This window comes from Bacteroides sp. RTP31139st1_H2_RTP31139_211217 (assembly GCF_040227615.1).
Lineage (GTDB): Bacteria > Bacteroidota > Bacteroidia > Bacteroidales > Bacteroidaceae > Bacteroides > Bacteroides uniformis.
The window spans coordinates 13483-30719 of record NZ_JBCNZM010000030.1; the positions used below are offsets into that span (position 1 = coordinate 13483).

The 17237-nt window shown below is 48.6% G+C and carries 14 protein-coding genes; 11 read left to right on the top strand and 3 right to left on the bottom strand.

Annotation, left to right across the window (positions count from 1 at the left end; translation table 11 throughout):
* From ABUA47_RS07105 to ABUA47_RS07145, 9 genes are all read left to right on the top strand, one after another.
* The coding region (locus tag ABUA47_RS07105; protein ID WP_349831490.1) for an exo-alpha-sialidase at positions 1-2198 on the top strand (2198 nt) is incomplete at its 5' end.
* A gap of 98 nt (positions 2199-2296) precedes the next feature.
* Positions 2297-3364, top strand: a complete 1068-nt coding sequence (gene mnmA / locus ABUA47_RS07110; protein ID WP_035450121.1) for a tRNA 2-thiouridine(34) synthase MnmA — start codon at positions 2297-2299, stop codon at positions 3362-3364.
* 27 nt (positions 3365-3391) lie between these two features.
* Positions 3392-4762 carry a S8 family peptidase gene (locus ABUA47_RS07115; protein ID WP_373592050.1) on the top strand — a complete coding sequence of 457 codons (1371 nt, stop codon included), beginning with the start codon at positions 3392-3394 and terminating at the stop codon, positions 4760-4762.
* Between the two features lie 4 nt (positions 4763-4766).
* Positions 4767-5999, top strand: a complete 1233-nt coding sequence (xseA, locus tag ABUA47_RS07120) for an exodeoxyribonuclease VII large subunit (RefSeq protein WP_035450118.1) — start codon at positions 4767-4769, stop codon at positions 5997-5999.
* 73 nt (positions 6000-6072) lie between these two features.
* Complete coding sequence (locus ABUA47_RS07125; protein ID WP_349824377.1) at positions 6073-6471, top strand: lipocalin family protein; 399 nt, start codon at positions 6073-6075, stop codon at positions 6469-6471.
* A 12-nt stretch (positions 6472-6483) separates the two neighbouring features.
* Positions 6484-6699, top strand: a complete 216-nt coding sequence (xseB, locus tag ABUA47_RS07130; protein WP_005829741.1) for an exodeoxyribonuclease VII small subunit — start codon at positions 6484-6486, stop codon at positions 6697-6699.
* A gap of 53 nt (positions 6700-6752) precedes the next feature.
* Positions 6753-7772: a branched-chain amino acid aminotransferase gene (locus tag ABUA47_RS07135; RefSeq protein WP_005833410.1), complete on the top strand. Its 1020-nt coding sequence runs from the start codon at positions 6753-6755 to the stop codon at positions 7770-7772.
* 162 nt (positions 7773-7934) lie between these two features.
* On the top strand, positions 7935-8693 hold the full coding sequence (gene trmB, locus ABUA47_RS07140) for a tRNA (guanosine(46)-N7)-methyltransferase TrmB (protein WP_005829747.1): 759 nt from the start codon (positions 7935-7937) through the stop codon (positions 8691-8693).
* Positions 8694-8767: 74 nt separating this feature from the next.
* Positions 8768-9868 (top strand): Mrp/NBP35 family ATP-binding protein, encoded by a 1101-nt coding sequence (locus ABUA47_RS07145; protein WP_005829749.1) that lies wholly within the window; start codon positions 8768-8770, stop codon positions 9866-9868.
* Positions 9869-9960: 92 nt separating this feature from the next.
* Here ABUA47_RS07145 and ABUA47_RS07150 read toward each other — a convergent pair whose 3' ends face one another.
* Together ABUA47_RS07150 and ABUA47_RS07155 are read right to left on the bottom strand one after the other, a co-directional pair.
* Positions 9961-11781 (bottom strand): M56 family metallopeptidase, encoded by a 1821-nt coding sequence (locus ABUA47_RS07150; RefSeq protein ID WP_035450115.1) that lies wholly within the window; start codon positions 11779-11781, stop codon positions 9961-9963.
* 2 nt (positions 11782-11783) lie between these two features.
* Entirely contained in the window at positions 11784-12146 is a 363-nt protein-coding gene (locus tag ABUA47_RS07155; protein WP_005829755.1) for a BlaI/MecI/CopY family transcriptional regulator, read from the bottom strand.
* A 289-nt stretch (positions 12147-12435) separates the two neighbouring features.
* On the opposite strand from ABUA47_RS07155, the gene ABUA47_RS07160 reads away from it, so the two are divergent.
* Positions 12436-13974, top strand: coding sequence for a Gfo/Idh/MocA family protein (locus ABUA47_RS07160; RefSeq protein ID WP_035450112.1), 1539 nt, complete (start codon positions 12436-12438; stop codon positions 13972-13974).
* Positions 13975-14038: 64 nt separating this feature from the next.
* Here ABUA47_RS07160 and ABUA47_RS07165 read toward each other — a convergent pair whose 3' ends face one another.
* Positions 14039-15940: a TlpA family protein disulfide reductase gene (locus tag ABUA47_RS07165; protein WP_035450111.1), complete on the bottom strand. Its 1902-nt coding sequence runs from the start codon at positions 15938-15940 to the stop codon at positions 14039-14041.
* 145 nt (positions 15941-16085) lie between these two features.
* On the opposite strand from ABUA47_RS07165, the gene ABUA47_RS07170 reads away from it, so the two are divergent.
* Positions 16086-17153: an SGNH/GDSL hydrolase family protein gene (locus tag ABUA47_RS07170; RefSeq protein ID WP_035450108.1), complete on the top strand. Its 1068-nt coding sequence runs from the start codon at positions 16086-16088 to the stop codon at positions 17151-17153.
* The last annotated feature ends 84 nt before the right edge of the window (positions 17154-17237 follow it).

A 17237-nucleotide genomic window follows, 5' to 3' on the forward strand; every position in this document is an offset into this window, starting at 1 on the left:
CCGTTTCTTACGAATGGAAGAGCGTACCGATAGTGGGAGGAGGCTTTGTGGACGGTATCGTTTTTCACCCAGAAGCTCCTGGTGTCCGTTATTGCCGCACCGATATGGGAGGAGCCTACCGGTGGGACGCTGCTTCCAACCAGTGGACGCCCTTGCTGGACTGGATAAGTCTGGATGAAAGTAATCTGCAGGGGGTGGAGAGCATTGCCATCGACCCGCAGAATCCGCAGAACGTGTATATTGCCTGCGGTACGTATACCAGTAGCTCCAATGGGGCCATACTTTGTTCTTATGATGGCGGCAGAACCTTTGCCCGTGTCGATGTGCCCTTTACGATGGGCGGCAACGAGAACGGGCGTGGTAATGGGGAACGGATGATGGTGGACCCGCAGAATGGGAATATCATTTATATGGGAACCCGTTTGCATGGTTTGTGGCGCAGTATGGATAAGGGGCAGAGCTGGGCACGGGTGGTGTCTTTCCCGGATGTCTCCGAGAAGTTCAATCCTGCCGACCGTGCTGCATGGGGGAATCGCGGTAGTGGCATTGTCTGCATAGTCTACGATGTACAAGGTACTCAAGATGGGCGTGGTACCCGTGACATTTATGTGGCGGCTTCATTGATGGGAAGGGAAAATCTGTTCGTGAGCCACGACTATGGTGAAAGCTGGCAGCCGGTTGAGGGGCAGCCGGTGCAGTATCGTCCCACACATATGGTTTTGACCGGTGACGGCCAATTAGTATTGACGTACGGAGATACTCCCGGTCCGAGTCAGATGGAGGACGGTGGAGTTTGGAAGTACGATATACGTAAAGACAAATGGACGGACATTTCGCCCGTCCGACTGTCCGATGGCGGAAAAGCGGGATTTGGCTATGCAGCCGTATCAGTGGATGCCCGTAATCCGAAACATCTGATTGCCAGTACACACAGCTTGGGAGGCAAACACGGTTATAAGAGTGATGAGATGTTCCGTACGACCGACGGTGGCAAAAGCTGGAAACCGATTTTCAAGACGGGATATGAGTATGATTATTCTAAAGCTCCCTATACAGAGGTGGCGCCCCTGCACTGGATGTTCGACATTGAGATAGACCCAGCCGATGCTGAACATGCCATGTTTACCACTGGTTTCGGTGGTTGGGAAACTTTCAATCTATCGGCCGTGGAACGCGGGGAACCGGTGAAATGGAGCATCATGTCTGCCGGTATTGAAGAGACCGTGCCTCTCGAACTTTATGCTCCCGAAAAAGGCGCGCGCCTGATTTCCGGTATCGGTGACTATGGTGGCTTTACGCATTTCGACCTCAATCGGCCCGATCCGTTGGGTAGTCATGCCAATCCTCATTTCGGTAATACGAATGGAGTGACGGGTGCCTGGTTGAAGCAGGATTTGATAGTCAGAGTGGGAACTTTGTTCGGCCACCAGCCGGGTGCACGCACCATCTCCTATTCAGAAGACGGAGGCAGGAGTTGGAACATGTGTGCTACTGTTCCCGTAGAGAAGGCGCGCAACGGGCATATTGCCGTTTCGGCCGACGGCTCTTCCTGGATTTGGACACCCGACCGTTCCACCGCTTTTCTGACCCGCGACAAAGGGAATTCGTGGATGTCTTGTCAAGGCCTGCCGGAGAATATCCGTGTCATAGCCGACAAAGTGAATCCCAAACGTTTTTATGCCGTGGATGCTGTTGCCGGACTTCTATACAGCAGCGAAGATGGCGGGGCGACCTTCCATACCGATACTCTGCAACTGGCTGTAAAAACACTCCGGCGGGGCAATGCCTCTCTGACGAATCGCAGGGGTGACCCGCGCGGAGGGCAAGACCGTATTTATTCGACTCCCGGTCGTGAGGGAGATTTGTGGATTGCCGCTTACGATGGCCTGTACCATTCCACTACCCGTACGGGATTTGATTTTCGTGCGCTGGACAAAGTCCGTACTATCTATGCCTTCGGTTTTGGCAAGGCAAAGCCGGGCAGTAACTATCCGGCCCTTTATCTGATTGGCGTTGTCAACGGTCAGTACGGCTTTTTCCGCTCAGACGATGCTGCCGTTTCCTGGATGCGTATTAACGATGATGCTCATCAATACGGGTTGGTTCTGCATATCTGTGGGGATATGCAGGAGTATGGCAGGGTCTATATAGGGACACATGGACGGGGGATTGTGACGGGAGTGCCCTCTTCCGATTGACAAGTTCTTTATGTGAAGGCATGCTAAAAAGGCATGCCTTTTCTCTATCTTCTGCTCGAAATCATGTATTTTTGCAGACTAATTCATTGGTTTCTGATATGAGTACACCTGAAAAGCGAGTATTGGTCGGTATGAGCGGTGGTATAGACAGTACTGCCACTTGCCTGATGTTGAAGGAGCAGGGCTATGAGATAGTCGGTCTCACCATGTGGGTGTGGGGAGACGAACCGGTAGAAGCTCGCCAACTGGCAGACAGCATGGGGATTGAACATCATGTGGCAGATGAGCGCGAAGCCTTCCGACAGATAATCGTACAGAATTTTATAGATGAATATTGTCAGGGTCGGACTCCGAACCCTTGTGTGATGTGTAATCCGCTGTTCAAGTTCCGTATTCTTGAGGAGTGGGCAGACAGGCTGGGGTGTGCCTATATTGCTACCGGACATTACACCCGTCTGGAGGAACGGAACGGTAAGGTTTATATCATAGCCGGGGATGATGACAAGAAAGACCAGTCCTACTTTTTGTGGAGACTGGGGCAGGAGTTGCTGAAGCGTTGTATCTTCCCCTTAGGCACCTATACCAAGCAGCAAGTCCGCGAATACCTCCGCGACAAAGGTTATACCGTCAAGGCGGAAGAAGGCGAGAGCATGGAGGTCTGCTTCATTAAAGGTGATTACCGTGATTTCCTGCGCGAACACTCTCCGGAGATAGACCGCGAGGTGGGACCGGGATGGTTTGTCAATTCGGAAGGCGTTAAGCTGGGTGAACACAAAGGCTTTCCCTATTACACCATCGGGCAGCGCAAGGGACTCGAAATAGCCTTGGGCAAACCTGCCTACGTCTTGAAAATCAATCCTCAGAAGAATACGGTGATGCTGGGAGACGCCGAACAGCTGAAGACGGGATATATGCTTGCCGAACATGAGAATTTGGTGGATGAGGGAGAGTTTTTTGAAAGCAAGGAGCTAACCGTACGTATCCGTTACCGCAGTAAACCGATTCCTTGCGACGTGAAGCGCCTGGAGGACGGTCGTCTGCTGGTACACTTCCAGACGGAAGCCTCTGCCATAGCTCCGGGACAGTCTGCCGTATTCTATATAGGCCGAAGGGTAGTGGGCGGTTCCTTTATCGCTTCCCAAAGAGGCATCGGGATGTTCCTTTAATTTTTAATTTATAATTTATAATTTATAATTGTGAAAAGACTTCTACTCCTTTCCACCTTTGTCCTGCTTGCGGCAGGAGCATCGGCACAACAAGATACATTGAAGTATCGCATCAGCCTGAAGGATAAGGCTGCCACCACGTATTCCTTGGAACACCCGGAAGCGTTTCTTTCTGAAAAGGCGATTGCCCGTCGGCATAAGCAGAACCTGCCGATAGATTCTACCGACTTGCCGGTGTGCCGCAAGTACGTGGACGAAATTCGCCATCAGGGCGTAAATGTTGTAGTTACCGGTAAATGGGAGAACTTTGTCACGGTATCTTGCAATGACTCTACCTTGATAGACCGTATTGCCGCACTACCTTTTGTCTGCGCTACGGAAAAAGTCTGGATAGCTCCCAAAGGTGACAGTCCGATGATGTCTACCGGACGCGATTCTTTGATTAACCAGCCGAGTGTACATCCTGACAGTATCTATGGACTTGCCGTTAGCCAGATACAGATGAGTAATGGTGATAAATTGCACCAGGGAGGGTTCAAGGGGCAGGGCATGACGATTGCAGTTATCGATGCCGGTTTTCATAATGCCGATAAGATAACCGCCATGCAGAACATCCGGGTGTTGGGAACCAAAGATTTTGTAAATCAGCAGGCAGACATCTTTGCAGAGAGCAGTCATGGCATGATGGTACTGTCCTGCATCGGCATGAACCAGCCCGGCATTATGACCGGTACGGCGCCTGAGGCTTCTTTCTGGTTGCTGCGTAGCGAAGACGAGTATTCCGAGCATTTGGTCGAGCAGGACTATTGGTCTGCAGCGGTGGAGTTTGCCGATAGTGTAGGGGTGGATGTACTCAATACTTCATTGGGATATTACACTTTTGACGACAAGTCGAAAGATTATAGGTTCCGTGATTTGGACGGACGCCATGCACTGATGTCCCGTCAGGCTTCACACGTTGCGGACAAAGGAATGGTGCTGGTGTGCAGTGCCGGCAATTCCGGTATGGGTTCGTGGAAGAAAATCACACCTCCGGGAGATGCGGAGAACGTGCTGACCGTGGGCGCTATTGACAAGGAAGCCGTACTGGCTCCTTTCTCATCTATCGGGAATACGGCGGACCACCGGATAAAACCGGATGTGGTGGCTGTCGGCTTGGGGGCTGATGTCATACGTACGGATGGTAACCAGGGTAAGGCAAACGGTACGTCGTTTTCTTCTCCTATCATGTGTGGTATGGTGACTTGCTTGTGGCAGGCTTGCCCTGAACTTACGGCTAAAGAGGTGATAGAACTGGTACGCCGCTCCGGTGACCGTAAAGATTATCCCGATAATATATACGGTTATGGTGTGCCCGATATGTGGAAAGCATATCAGGATTATCTGCTCAAAAGATAGCCATATGGAATCGTTGTCTTTGTATGAGCTCAACGCCCTTGTGCGCCGCAGTCTGGAACAATGCCTTCCTGACGAGTGTTGGGTGCAGGCGGAGTTGAGTGATGTGCGTACCAATAGCACGGGGCATTGCTATCTGGAATTTGTGCAGAAAGACCCTCGCAGCAACAGCCTGATAGCTAAGGCGAGAGGAACAATCTGGGCAAATGTGTTCCGCCTGCTGAAGCCCTATTTTGAGGAAGCCACGGGGCAGGCGTTTGTTGCGGGCATCAAAGTGCTGGTGCAGGTCACCGTCAGCTTCCACGAACTTTACGGCTATAGCCTTACGGTGCAGGACATAGACCCCACCTATACCTTGGGCGATATGGCACGCCGCCGCAGGGAGATACTGAAACAGCTCGAGGAAGAGGGGGTGCTCACCCTCAATAAGGAACTCGGGATGCCCCGTCTGCCGCAACGTATTGCCGTCATATCCTCACCGACGGCGGCGGGCTATGGTGACTTCTGTCATCAGCTGGAAAACAACTCCCGGGGTTTCTACTTTTATACGGAACTGTTTCCTGCCCTGATGCAGGGTGACCGTGTGGAGGAGTCTGTCCTCTCTGCTCTCGACCGGGTAAATGCACGCTTATCCGAGTTTGATGTGGTTGTCATTATTCGTGGTGGAGGCGCCACGTCCGACTTATCCGGTTTCGATACTTACCTGCTTGCTGCTGCTTGTGCACAGTTTCCGTTGCCTATCATAACGGGCATCGGTCACGAGCGGGATGACACGGTGCTGGATTCTGTGGCACATACCCGTGTAAAGACCCCTACGGCGGCTGCCGAATTCTTAATAGAGTCCATGGACAGCGCTGCTGATGAACTGGAAATGCTTGCTTCTCGCTTGCATGAGGGTGTCAGGAATCTGTTGCAGCAGGAACAGCGCAGACTCTCTGGTTACAAGAACCGGATTCCTTCTGCCGCATACCATCGTATATCCGATGCAAAAATGGCTTTGCTGACTGTGCGGAAAGATGTGGTGCAGGCTGTGACTTCCTCTTTGTTCCGCCATCGCCATCGCCTGGAATTGTTGCAACAACGATTGGCAGATGCTTCACCGGAAAAGTTGTTGGCTCGCGGTTACAGCATTACGTTGAAAGATGGGAAAGTAGTGAAGAATGCAGATGAACTGCAGGAGAATGATATGATAACAACCCGTCTGCAGAATGGTGAAGTGGTTTCAATAGTACATATTTAACTCTCATTCATGCAGTGTTTTGCAAATCTCTGTATTTTATGAATATTGCTTAAATCATTTAAAATGAACAAAGATGAAAACACAAAATTTGTTTTTTATGCTGATACTGATAAGTATGGCATTTAGTTTTATTTCATGTACGGATGAGGATGATAAGGTCGAAATTCCTCAACTGGTAGGTAAGTGGAGTGTGAAAGAACCAGTCCTGCAGGACGATTTTGTGACCTGCTATACGTTTAATGCAGACAAGACCTATGAAGTTTATACCGGAAGCCCGTTATCTAACGGAGTCCCTTTTCGTGGAACTTATATCATAAGTCTTGATGAAAAATTGATTACGTTGTATGATAAAGAGGGACATTATACTGAACAATATCATATTTTGAAACTGACGTCCAAGGATATGAAGTGGGAGAACGCATCGCCCAAAGACGGGAATTCTGACAAATGGCTTGAGAAGTACAACGATTAATTAATTTCAATTATGCCGGTAACCAAGAAAAAAGAGACCTACTCCGAAGCCATGGCACGTTTGGAGAAAATTGTCAGCCAGATAGATAACAACGAACTGGAGATAGATGTGCTTGCTGAAAAAATAAAGGAAGCAAACGGAATTATAGCATTTTGCAGCGATAAATTGACCAAAGCTGACAAGGAAATTGAAAAATTACTGTCGGAGAAGTGGGAATCTGAAGAATAAAAGCTATTTTTGTTGCAAAATGTACGTAATAGAAGTAACTAATACTTTGAGATATGAAAGAACTTGATTGGGCTAATCTGCCGTTCGGATATATGAAGACAGATTACAATGTGAGAATTTACTATCGTAACGAACAATGGGGCGAACTGGAAGTTTGCAGTGAGGAAACCATTCCTATGCACATGGCTGCCACTTGTTTGCACTACGGTCAGGAAGCGTTTGAGGGTTTGAAGGCTTTTCGTGGCAAAGACGGTAAAGTGCGTATCTTCCGTTTGGAGGAGAATGCAGCCCGCCTGCAATCCACTTGCCGTGGCATCTTGATGCCGGAACTTTCTACGGAGCGTTTCAAAGAAGCTATTCTGAAGGTGGTGAAGCTGAACGAGCGTTTCATTCCGCCTTATGAATCGGGTGCTTCTCTGTATATCCGTCCGTTGCTGGTGGGTACCGGTGCACAAGTAGGCGTACATCCTGCCAGCGAATATCTGTTTGTGGTGTTCGTGACCCCGGTAGGTCCTTACTTTAAGGGTGGATTCTCAACCAATCCGTATGTCATTATCCGCGAATTCGACCGTGCTGCCCCATTGGGTACCGGTATTTATAAAGTAGGTGGTAACTATGCAGCCAGCTTGCGTGCCAACAAGAAAGCGCACGATTTGGGTTATGCCTGTGAGTTCTATCTGGATGCCAAGGAAAAGAAATACATGGACGAATGTGGTGCTGCCAACTTCTTCGGCATCAAGGACAATACGTATATCACTCCGAAGTCTACTTCCATCCTGCCCTCCATCACCAACAAGAGCCTGATGCAGCTGGCAGAGGATATGGGCATGAAGGTGGAGCGCCGTCCGGTTCCCGAAGAAGAGTTGCTGACTTTCGAGGAAGCGGGTGCCTGCGGTACGGCTGCCGTTATCAGCCCCATCGAACGTATAGACGACGTAGAGAACGGCAAGTCATACGTTATTTCCAAGGATGGAAAACCCGGACCGGTATGTACGAAGCTCTACAACAAGCTGCGTGCCATCCAGTATGGTGACGAGCCGGATACTCACGGGTGGGTGACGATTGTTGAATAATACGGTGATGGCAATGTCTATCGTATAAGACTTGCCGGGACTTTGTTTTTTATACTTTTAGGCACGGATTGCGCGGAAAGCACGGATAGATTGAAGAGAGACCGTGAAAATCCGTGTAATCCGTGCCTAAAATAATATGTTTTATGTTTCAATGCTTCTTAAATGGGAAAGAACAAGTTAGAGAAGTTTGCCGATATGGCGAGTTATCCGCATGTTTTCGAGTATCCGTATTCCGCGGTGGATAATGTGCCGTTTGACATGAAAGGGAACTGGCACGGGCGGTTTTTCAAGAACGACCATCCCATTGTCCTGGAACTGGGCTGTGGTAGGGGAGAATATACTGTCGGATTGGGACGCATGTTTCCCGAAAAGAACTTCATCGGAGTGGATATAAAGGGTGCCCGCATGTGGACGGGAGCCACCGAGTCGCTGGAGTCGGGCATGAAGAACGTTGCTTTCTTGCGTACGAATATCGAAATCATCGACCGCTTTTTTGCTATGGATGAGGTGAGCGAAATCTGGCTCACTTTCTCGGACCCGCAGATGAAGAAGGCGACCAAAAGGCTTACTTCCACTTATTTCATGGAGCGCTACCGCAAGTTCCTGAAGAATGACGGCATAGTCCATCTGAAGACGGACAGCAACTTCATGTTTACCTATACCCGGTACATGATTGAAAGAAACCGGCTGCCGGTGGATGTGATGACGGAAGACTTGTACCACTCCGGCATGGCTGATGAGATACTCAGCATCAAGACCTATTATGAACAACAATGGCTGGATCGTGGTTTGAATATCAAGTACATCAAGTTCCATCTTCCGCAAGAGGGCGAGTTGCAGGAGCCGGATGTGGAGATAGAGCTGGATGAGTACCGCAGTTATAACCGTAGTAAGCGTAGTGGACTACAAACCAGTAAATGATGCGAATCAGTGGTTAAAAATACTACTGATTCGCATAAAAATAGTAAATAGTAAATCGTCAAATAGTACATACAATGACATTATATCCAAAATTAATCCTTGATGCATTGGCAACAGTGCGTTATCCCGGCACTGGAAAGAATCTTGTTGAGGCTGAGATGGTGGCCGATAACATGCGGATTGACGGGATGAAGGTCAGCTTCTCGTTGACATTCGAGAAACCGACTGATCCGTTCATGAAGTCAATGGTGAAGGCTGCCGAGACAGCTATACATACGTATGTCTCTCCCGAGGTGGAGGTTGTGATTACGACTGAAAGCCGTCAGGCGGCACGTCCGGAAGTGGGTAAGCTATTACCCCAGGTGAAGAATGTTATCGGAGTGTCTTCCGGAAAAGGTGGGGTAGGTAAGTCCACGGTTGCTGCCAACCTTGCCGTGTCTTTGGCAAAGTTGGGTTATAAAGTAGGTCTGCTGGATGCTGATATCTTCGGGCCTTCTGTTCCAAAGATGTTCCAAGTGGAAGATGCCCGTCCGGTGGCAGAGAACATTGGTGGACGTGACTTGATTGTTCCGATAGAGAAGTATGGCATCAAGTTGCTTTCCATCGGTTTCTTTGTAGACCCCGACCAGGCCACTTTGTGGCGGGGAGGTATGGCAAGCAATGCCTTGAAGCAGCTGATTGGTGATGCCGATTGGGGAGAACTGGATTATTTCCTTATCGACCTTCCTCCCGGAACGAGCGACATTCACTTGACAGTGGTGCAGACTTTGGCACTGACAGGAGCTATCGTTGTTAGCACGCCGCAGGCTGTGGCGCTGGCAGATGCCCGCAAAGGCATCAATATGTTTACCAATGATAAGGTGAATGTGCCCATTCTCGGTTTGGTGGAGAACATGGCTTGGTTCACGCCTGCCGAATTGCCGGAAAACAAGTATTATATCTTTGGAAAAGAAGGCGCAAAGAGACTGGCTGAGAAAATGAACGTACCCTTGCTGGGACAAATTCCTATCGTGCAGAGTATCTGCGAGAGCGGTGATAAGGGGACTCCGGTTGCTTTGGATGAGAATACGGTGACCGGGCGCGCTTTCCTGCAACTGGCTGCTGCCGTAGTCCGTCAGGTAGACCGCAGAAATATGGAAATGGCGCCGACACGGATTGTGGAAGTGCATAAATAAACATGGATATTTTCCTTATGAAAAAGGAGCAGTTACCCGGCGACGGGTAACTGCTCCTTTTTCATTTAGACTTGTTTAGAGAGAAAATTAGTTTATTTAGTTGGAGTAACAGTGGCATTCTGGACAGCAGGGCTTTTCTCCGGTTCTTGCAGACGGAACATGATGGGGACTGTATATTTTACGTTTACAGCTTGTCCTCTTTGCATGCCGGGCTTCCACTTGGGCATGATAGTAGTCAGACGGATTGCTTCAGCGTCTAGCAGTGGGTCGGCACCACGGATTACTCTGGGGCAGATGATGTTCCCTTCTTTATCCACTATAAACTGTATGACCACTCTTCCCTGAATCTTAGCTTTTTGTGCGGCTACCGGATATTTGATATTTTTGCCGATGAATTCCATCATTGCGGACATGCCGCCGGGATATTCCGGCATTTTTTCTACGACTTCGAAAACGGTTACTTCCTCCGGGTAGGTTGCCTCTTCGGGAGCATAACCCACTACCACCATTTCATCTATTTTGCTTTCAATGGGAGCATACTTAACCTGTGTATTGTTTTCCGTCAGACGGAACATCACGGGAACTGTATATTTTACCCGCACGGCTTCTCCTTTTTGTGTGCCGGGTTTCCATTTGGGCATGGCACTGATTACGCGTACGGCTTCTTTATTCAATTCCGGGTCAATGCCGCGCAGTATTTTTACATTGGTAATACTGCCATCCTTCTCCACTACAAATTGCACGGTAGCCCGTCCTTGCGTACCTTTCTTCATGGCTGCTTCCGGATATTTGATGTTCTTGCTCAAGTATTCCATTAGTGCAGACATGCCTCCGTCGGGGAATTCGGGCATGTGTTCCACTACCTCAAAAATCGGATTGTCGAGAGTATCCTTATCCACTACCTTTCCTTTGTAAGTCACTGTTTTCGTATCTTGTTCCGGTAGGGGAGCTACTTGAGGGGCTTGAACTTCCGGTACCGCTTGTCCGGTTTTGGCGTCTACAGCCTCTATGACTTCCGCTGCAATCTTCTTTGTGGTACGTGCCACTGCTTCGATATTGCTGACAATCATAAGTAAGGCCGCTAAAGGAAGGAACATCAGATATTTGGTCCTTCCTATTCCTTTTGTTCTCTTTTTGTTCATCATTTTGATGCGTTTTTTTAAAGGTAAAACATTGAAACTGTTATAGATAGTTGCTGCAGCCTTTTGATGTGACAATCCTAGCAGATGGTACTGGTAGGTTTTGGAGTCATAGCCGTTCTCCAATACGCGGGCATCGGCCATATATTCCAGATTGGTGCGGATTTCCCGTTTCATGAGCCAGGCAAAGGGATTGCACCAGCAAAAAATGCACACTAGTTCACTGATGATGACATCAATGGAGTGCCATTGCCGGGCGTGTGTCTGCTCATGGGTCAATATTTCGTTGAATTCCTCTTCCGTATGCGAGGACGGATGGATAAAAATCCAGTGGAAAAAGGAGAAAGGCCCGTCTGCTTTGGGAAGCAGATGTATATTTGTGTTGCCTATTTGTACCTTGCGGCATCGGCATGCCAAGTGGATGATGCCCGCCAGTTGCATGACGAGGCGTATCATCAGCAATGCCACTATTCCCCAATAGGCGATATTGGCATATTCTGAAAGGATGCTTTTCCAGTCGGTAGGAGCCGCTTCGGTGCCTATTGTGAGTTCCGGTAGCACAACGCTGGCATAGAGGTCTGCCATGGCCACCATCGGTTCCTGCTCCGTAATCCACGTTTGTATGTTCAGCAGAGGTACGGCGGCAGAAACGGCAAAGAAGCAGAGCAGTGCGGTTCTGCGCCAGCCGAAAAACGTGTCTTTGTAGAAGAACAGCCGATAGAATGCATAAAACAGTACTATCGCTACATTCACTTTCAGAAAATAGGCTAACATGTTTACTCCTTTCCTTTCTCTATCATGTCTATAATGTCTTTCAGGTCATTGGCCGAAATCTTCTGGTCTTTGGCGAAGAACGAAACCATTTCCTTATAAGAATTTTCAAAGTAGTTGCGCACAAAACCGCTCATAAAGGTACGTTTGTATTCGCTTTCGCGTATAAGCGGGGTATACTGGTAAGTGTTGCCTACACGTGCGGCACGGATATACTGCTTGCGCTCCAGGTTTTTCACAATAGATGCTACAGTTGTGTAGGGAGGCGCCGGTTTGGGATATTTGGCAACAATGTCTTTTACGAAGCAACTGCCCAGTTCCCAAATGTACAACATTGCTTCTTCTTCTTGTATCGTTAACTTTTCCATGGATAAAGTATTTAAATGAATTCAATGCAAATCTACGAATATTTCGTAAGCCAACATCAAACAGTGAGTTAATTAATCTAAATGTTCCTGCTGTGTGTATATTCTTTTGCCAGATTGAAAAGAACATGGCTGTTGATAATCTTCTTTTGGCTAAGATTGTCTATCTTTGCAGAAGAAGCGAAGACTGGCGGCACCTCAGCATAAAAAATGAACGGGTTCATTTTATTCTGCATTCGGTTTGCGCTGTCTTTGTTGCAATGAATTCTTTTACCTTAAATAAAGCAGAAATATGGGAACAGTTAAATCGTTGTTGCTGGGAATGTGCTTCGTATTGGGTGCATGCACAAGCCAGACTTCTACTGTGCAAACCACAGAGAAGGGAACTCAATGGGAATGGCAGAATGGTACCATTGTTGTCAAAACTCCCGAGCGTCCGGCAGGACAGAAGAGTGTATTGGGACTGACTACTCCGAAGTTGGAGGCAGTCCGTGTGGGTTTTGTTGGTTTGGGTATGCGTGGCCCCGGAGCAGTGGAGCGTTTCACTTATATTCCGGGTACGCAGGTAGTGGCTCTTTGTGATTATGAAGAGGCCCGTGCAGATAAATGTCAGGAGCTCTTGAAGAAGGCATCCATGCCCAAAGCCGCCGTCTATTCCGGTGACAAAGGATACGAGGAACTCTGCAAACGTGATGATATAGATTTGGTTTATATTGCTGCAGACTGGCTGCATCACTTCCCCGTTGCCAAGTGTGCGTTGGAGAACGGAAAGAATGTAGCGATAGAAGTACCTTCGGCCATGAACCTGCAGGAATGCTGGGATTTGATTAACTTGAGTGAATCTACCCGTAAGCATTGCTTCATTCTGGAGAACTGCTGCTATGACTGGTTCGAGATGAATACGCTGAACATGGCGCAGCATGGCGTGTTCGGTGAAGTTATCCGTGCGCAGGGTGCTTATATACATAATTTGAGCCCGTTTTGGGACCATTATTGGAAGAATGGAGAAAATGACAAGCTGGGCTGGCGTTTGGACTACAACATGAAGCATCGTGGTGACGTGTATGCCACCCATGGCCTTGGCCCGGTGGCGCAAGCACTGGATATTCACCGTGGTGACCGTATGGAAACGTTGGTAGCCATGGATACCAAGTCTGTAGTGGGCAAGGAGCTGGTAGAAAAAAGAACCGGCGAGGAGTGCAAGGAATTCCGTAACGGTGACCATACCACGACCATGATTCGTACAGCCAATGGAAAGGTGATTGAGATTCAGCACAATGTAATGACACCACAGCCTTATAACCGTTTGTATCAGCTTACGGGTACCAAGGGATTCGCCAACAAATATCCGGTAGAAGGGTATGCGCTTGACGCTGACCAGCTGAGTGCATCGGGCATTCAGCCCAAAGTGGATGATTTGAATTCACACGGTTTCCTGCCGGAGACGGAGATGGAGGCACTCGTGGAGAAATACCAGCATCCCATTTTAAAGAAGTACGGTGAGATGGCGAAGGAAGTAGGAGGTCATGGTGGCATGGACTTCGTGATGGACAGCCGTCTGGTATATTGCCTGCAAAACGGTCTTCCTTTGGATATGGATGTATACGACCTTGCTGAGTGGTGCTGCCTTGCAGAATTGGGAGAACTTTCTATGGACAACGGTTGTGCGGCTGTGGCATTCCCCGATTTCACCCGTGGTGAATGGAATGTGGTGAAGGGCTACAAGCATGCATATGCAACTCCGGAAGAGGAAGCGGCTGCTATGGAGAAGGCAAAGGCATTTACTGCTAAACTGAAAGAGCAGGGAGCCAAGGAATGGGCTGAAAAGTAATAGCGGTATATTGATAAAACAAAAAACAGCAGGTGATAAGCCTGCTGTTTTTTTTATCAGTTTGTCATTTAGTCACTTTCAGCAACTCTTCCTTCATCTTCTCCACTCCCGGAAAGCCGGTTTGTCTGAACGTGGTGTTTCCTTTGCGGTCTACAACCAGATAAGTCGGTACCCCTTCTATCTTGAATACGTCCGATAGGTATTTCCATTGGGCATCTGTCAGACGGAAATGTTCGCCGTGGATGTCGGGAATCATATTCTCCCAGGTCTTCAAGGGGGAGGTTTCGCCGGTGATGTACAGATATAGGATATCCTTGTCTTTCAGTTCCTCCTTCATGGGGGTCATCGTCTTGTTTGCCATACGGCATGGACCGCACCAAGTGGCCCAGAAATCTACTAACAATACTTTTCCTTTGAATTTGCTGATGATAGAAGTGAACAAATCTTCGTTGCTGACGTTGGTGTCCACTTGGTTGATGGTGTAGCCCGTCTTTTTCTTGTTGGCTTCGAGTTGTGCCAGCAGTTCGTCATTGGCGGCAGTCAGCATTTCACGGTATGCGGCGGGCATGGCGGCAACGATGGCCTTTTGCTCGTCGGTGAGCGGGGTGAAGTTCTTGATACCCCGGTAGAGGGTGACATTACGGGCTATATCGAAGAAGATACCTTTGTCGGTTCCCCAGGCTTTGGCCAATTCTCCACTCCGTTCGACATCCCTTGAAGCCATTTGTACATACTGGTTGGACAAGACTGCCTGCGGCACATTCAATATACTCATATCTTCGTCGGACACGTAGTTGGCGGGTACTTTCCGGGCAAGTTCCTGATAGTAGTTGTTTGCTTCCTCCCGTTTGATGAGATTGGCGTGTAGGGCAGCCGATGTCAAGATGCTGGCAACGGAAGACAGCATGGCATTTGTAATCAGTTTGTTATTGATAGTCAAAAGTTGTCGGGTAGAAGCACTATAAGGCAACTTGTCTATTGCTTCTTGTGTTTCGTCGGATATTTGAAGTACGTATGCTTTGGCTGCATCAATATCCTTGCCAGCCAGTGCAGCTATGTTTTGATAGAGCTTGTCTTGCATGTCGATGCTGAGGTGGTTTCCGTTCAACTCTTGTGCCACGGTTTCCAGCGGTCCGTTGATATATACCATTTCTCCATAGGGTTTCCCTTCGCTGTGGAATTTAGACTTGCGCCGGGAAGCTTCGCGTAGATTGACGTATATTTCTGTTGTCTTGCCAGGTTCCATGAAGAACTGGAGCATATGCTCTCTACCCAAATATATGGTACATGGGGTAGTGCCGGGCAATGTTACTTCTTTGGTGAAACTGCCGTCAGGCTGGATGTCGAGTGGTATGTCCGTGATGTCTCCTTTGATATTCTCCCACACGGCAATACTGATTGGCATTCCCATATTGGGGCGTGAATCCAGGAGTTTTCCTTTCAGCATGGCTTTTCCGTATTGGATGACCGGTTCGGGAAGTTCGGCATTAGGGTCGGCTTTGTGTACTACGGCGTTCTGGGGAAGTGCCAGTTCCGGCAGTTTCTTGCTTTTCAGTTGTATTCCCCAGATGCTGAATCCGTTTTCCACCTTTTCGCCTTCGGTGAAGTCGAAGGAGGTAGCATTGTCGGATAGGGGAGGAAAGACCAACTGGAATTCCGCTTCGCCCGATTCGGGCATCCAAAATTCTTTACCTGGTATGATGCCTATACCGGAACGCAGTTGGTAGGTTTCTCCGTTATTGTCTGTCAGGTAGCTGTCGGGTGCAATCTGTATCCAGTACTTGGGACGATACTTGGCATAGATATGGAGCACGGTTGCCGTGTCACTGATGACTACTTTACTCACTTCGATGGAAGTCGTGTTTCTTACGATAAACGGTGGTTGGTCAATCACACGGTTTTTGGCTTGCAGGGTACAGCAGATGCACAGTAGGAAGCCTGCTAAGAGGAAATGGATGTGTCTCATATGAATTGTTTTCTGCGAAAATACGAATGTTTCGTAAAGAAACAAGCATGTGGGAGTTAATTGATGTAAAATACTTCCATTTCTTCGTTTTTCAAAGAAACCTTGTATCTTTGCCGGTAATACTTAACACTTAATATCTTGTCATATGAGAACCAGAATTCTTTTGATGGGCTTGTTGTTGGCCGCTGTTGCCAATGCCCAGACTATCTATCATGATGCTTCCGCCTTCCCCCTTCTGGGCAAAGCAACAGAATCTACCCTTACCCGCTATGAGCGTCTGCCGGACTCTCTGCAGAACATCTCCCGCAAGCCGTTGTGGGACTTAGGCCGCAACAGTGCCGGACTCGCCGTGCGCTTCCGTTCCAACTCTACAAGCATTTCTGCCAAATGGGAAGTAAGGAACAATATGAGTATGAACCACATGACACCGACCGGCATTAAAGGCCTCGACCTCTACTGCTTGCAAGACGGCAAGTGGATATTTGCCGGTAGCGGACGTCCGCAGGGCAAAATCAATAAGGCGACTATCGTAAGCAATATGTTGCCCGAGGAGCGCGAATACCTTTTGTACCTTTCTTTATATGATGGGGTTACCTCGCTTTCCATCGGCGTGGATTCTTTATCCGCCATTACCCCGCCGGCAGTAGACTTGCCGAAACGTGAGAAGCCGGTGGTATTCTATGGTACCAGCATCTTGCAGGGAGGCTGCGCTTCCCGTCCCGGCATGGTGCATACCAATGTTCTGGAACGTTGGCTCAATCGTGAGTGCATCAATTTGGGATTTAGCGGCAATGCCTTGCTCGACCTGGAGATTGCCGATGTCATAGCCGGTGTGGACGCTTCTATGTTTGTCCTCGACTTTGTGCCCAATGCTACCGTGGAGCAAATGAGAGAGCGTGCCGATAAATTCTATACCACTATCCGCAGCAAGCATCCCGATACGCCTGTCCTTTTCGTGGAAGACCCTCTCTTTACCCACTCTCCTTTTGACACCAGGATTGCCAAGGAGGTAAAGGACAAGAATGAGACATTGAATGCCTTTTTCCGTTCTTTGAAGCAACGTGGAGAGAAAAACATCTATTTCCTTGCTTCCCGTGACATCATCGGCCACGACGGGGAGGCTACAGTAGACGGCATTCATTTTACCGATTTGGGCTTTATGAGGTATGCTGAGATACTTTACCCGATATTGGAGAAACACATGCGACCGTAATTAGGTATTACAACCGTTTGTCTGTTTGCTGCCTTGCCGATGCTGTAGGGCAACTATTTGTTTCCTTTAACAAAACAGTCTGTT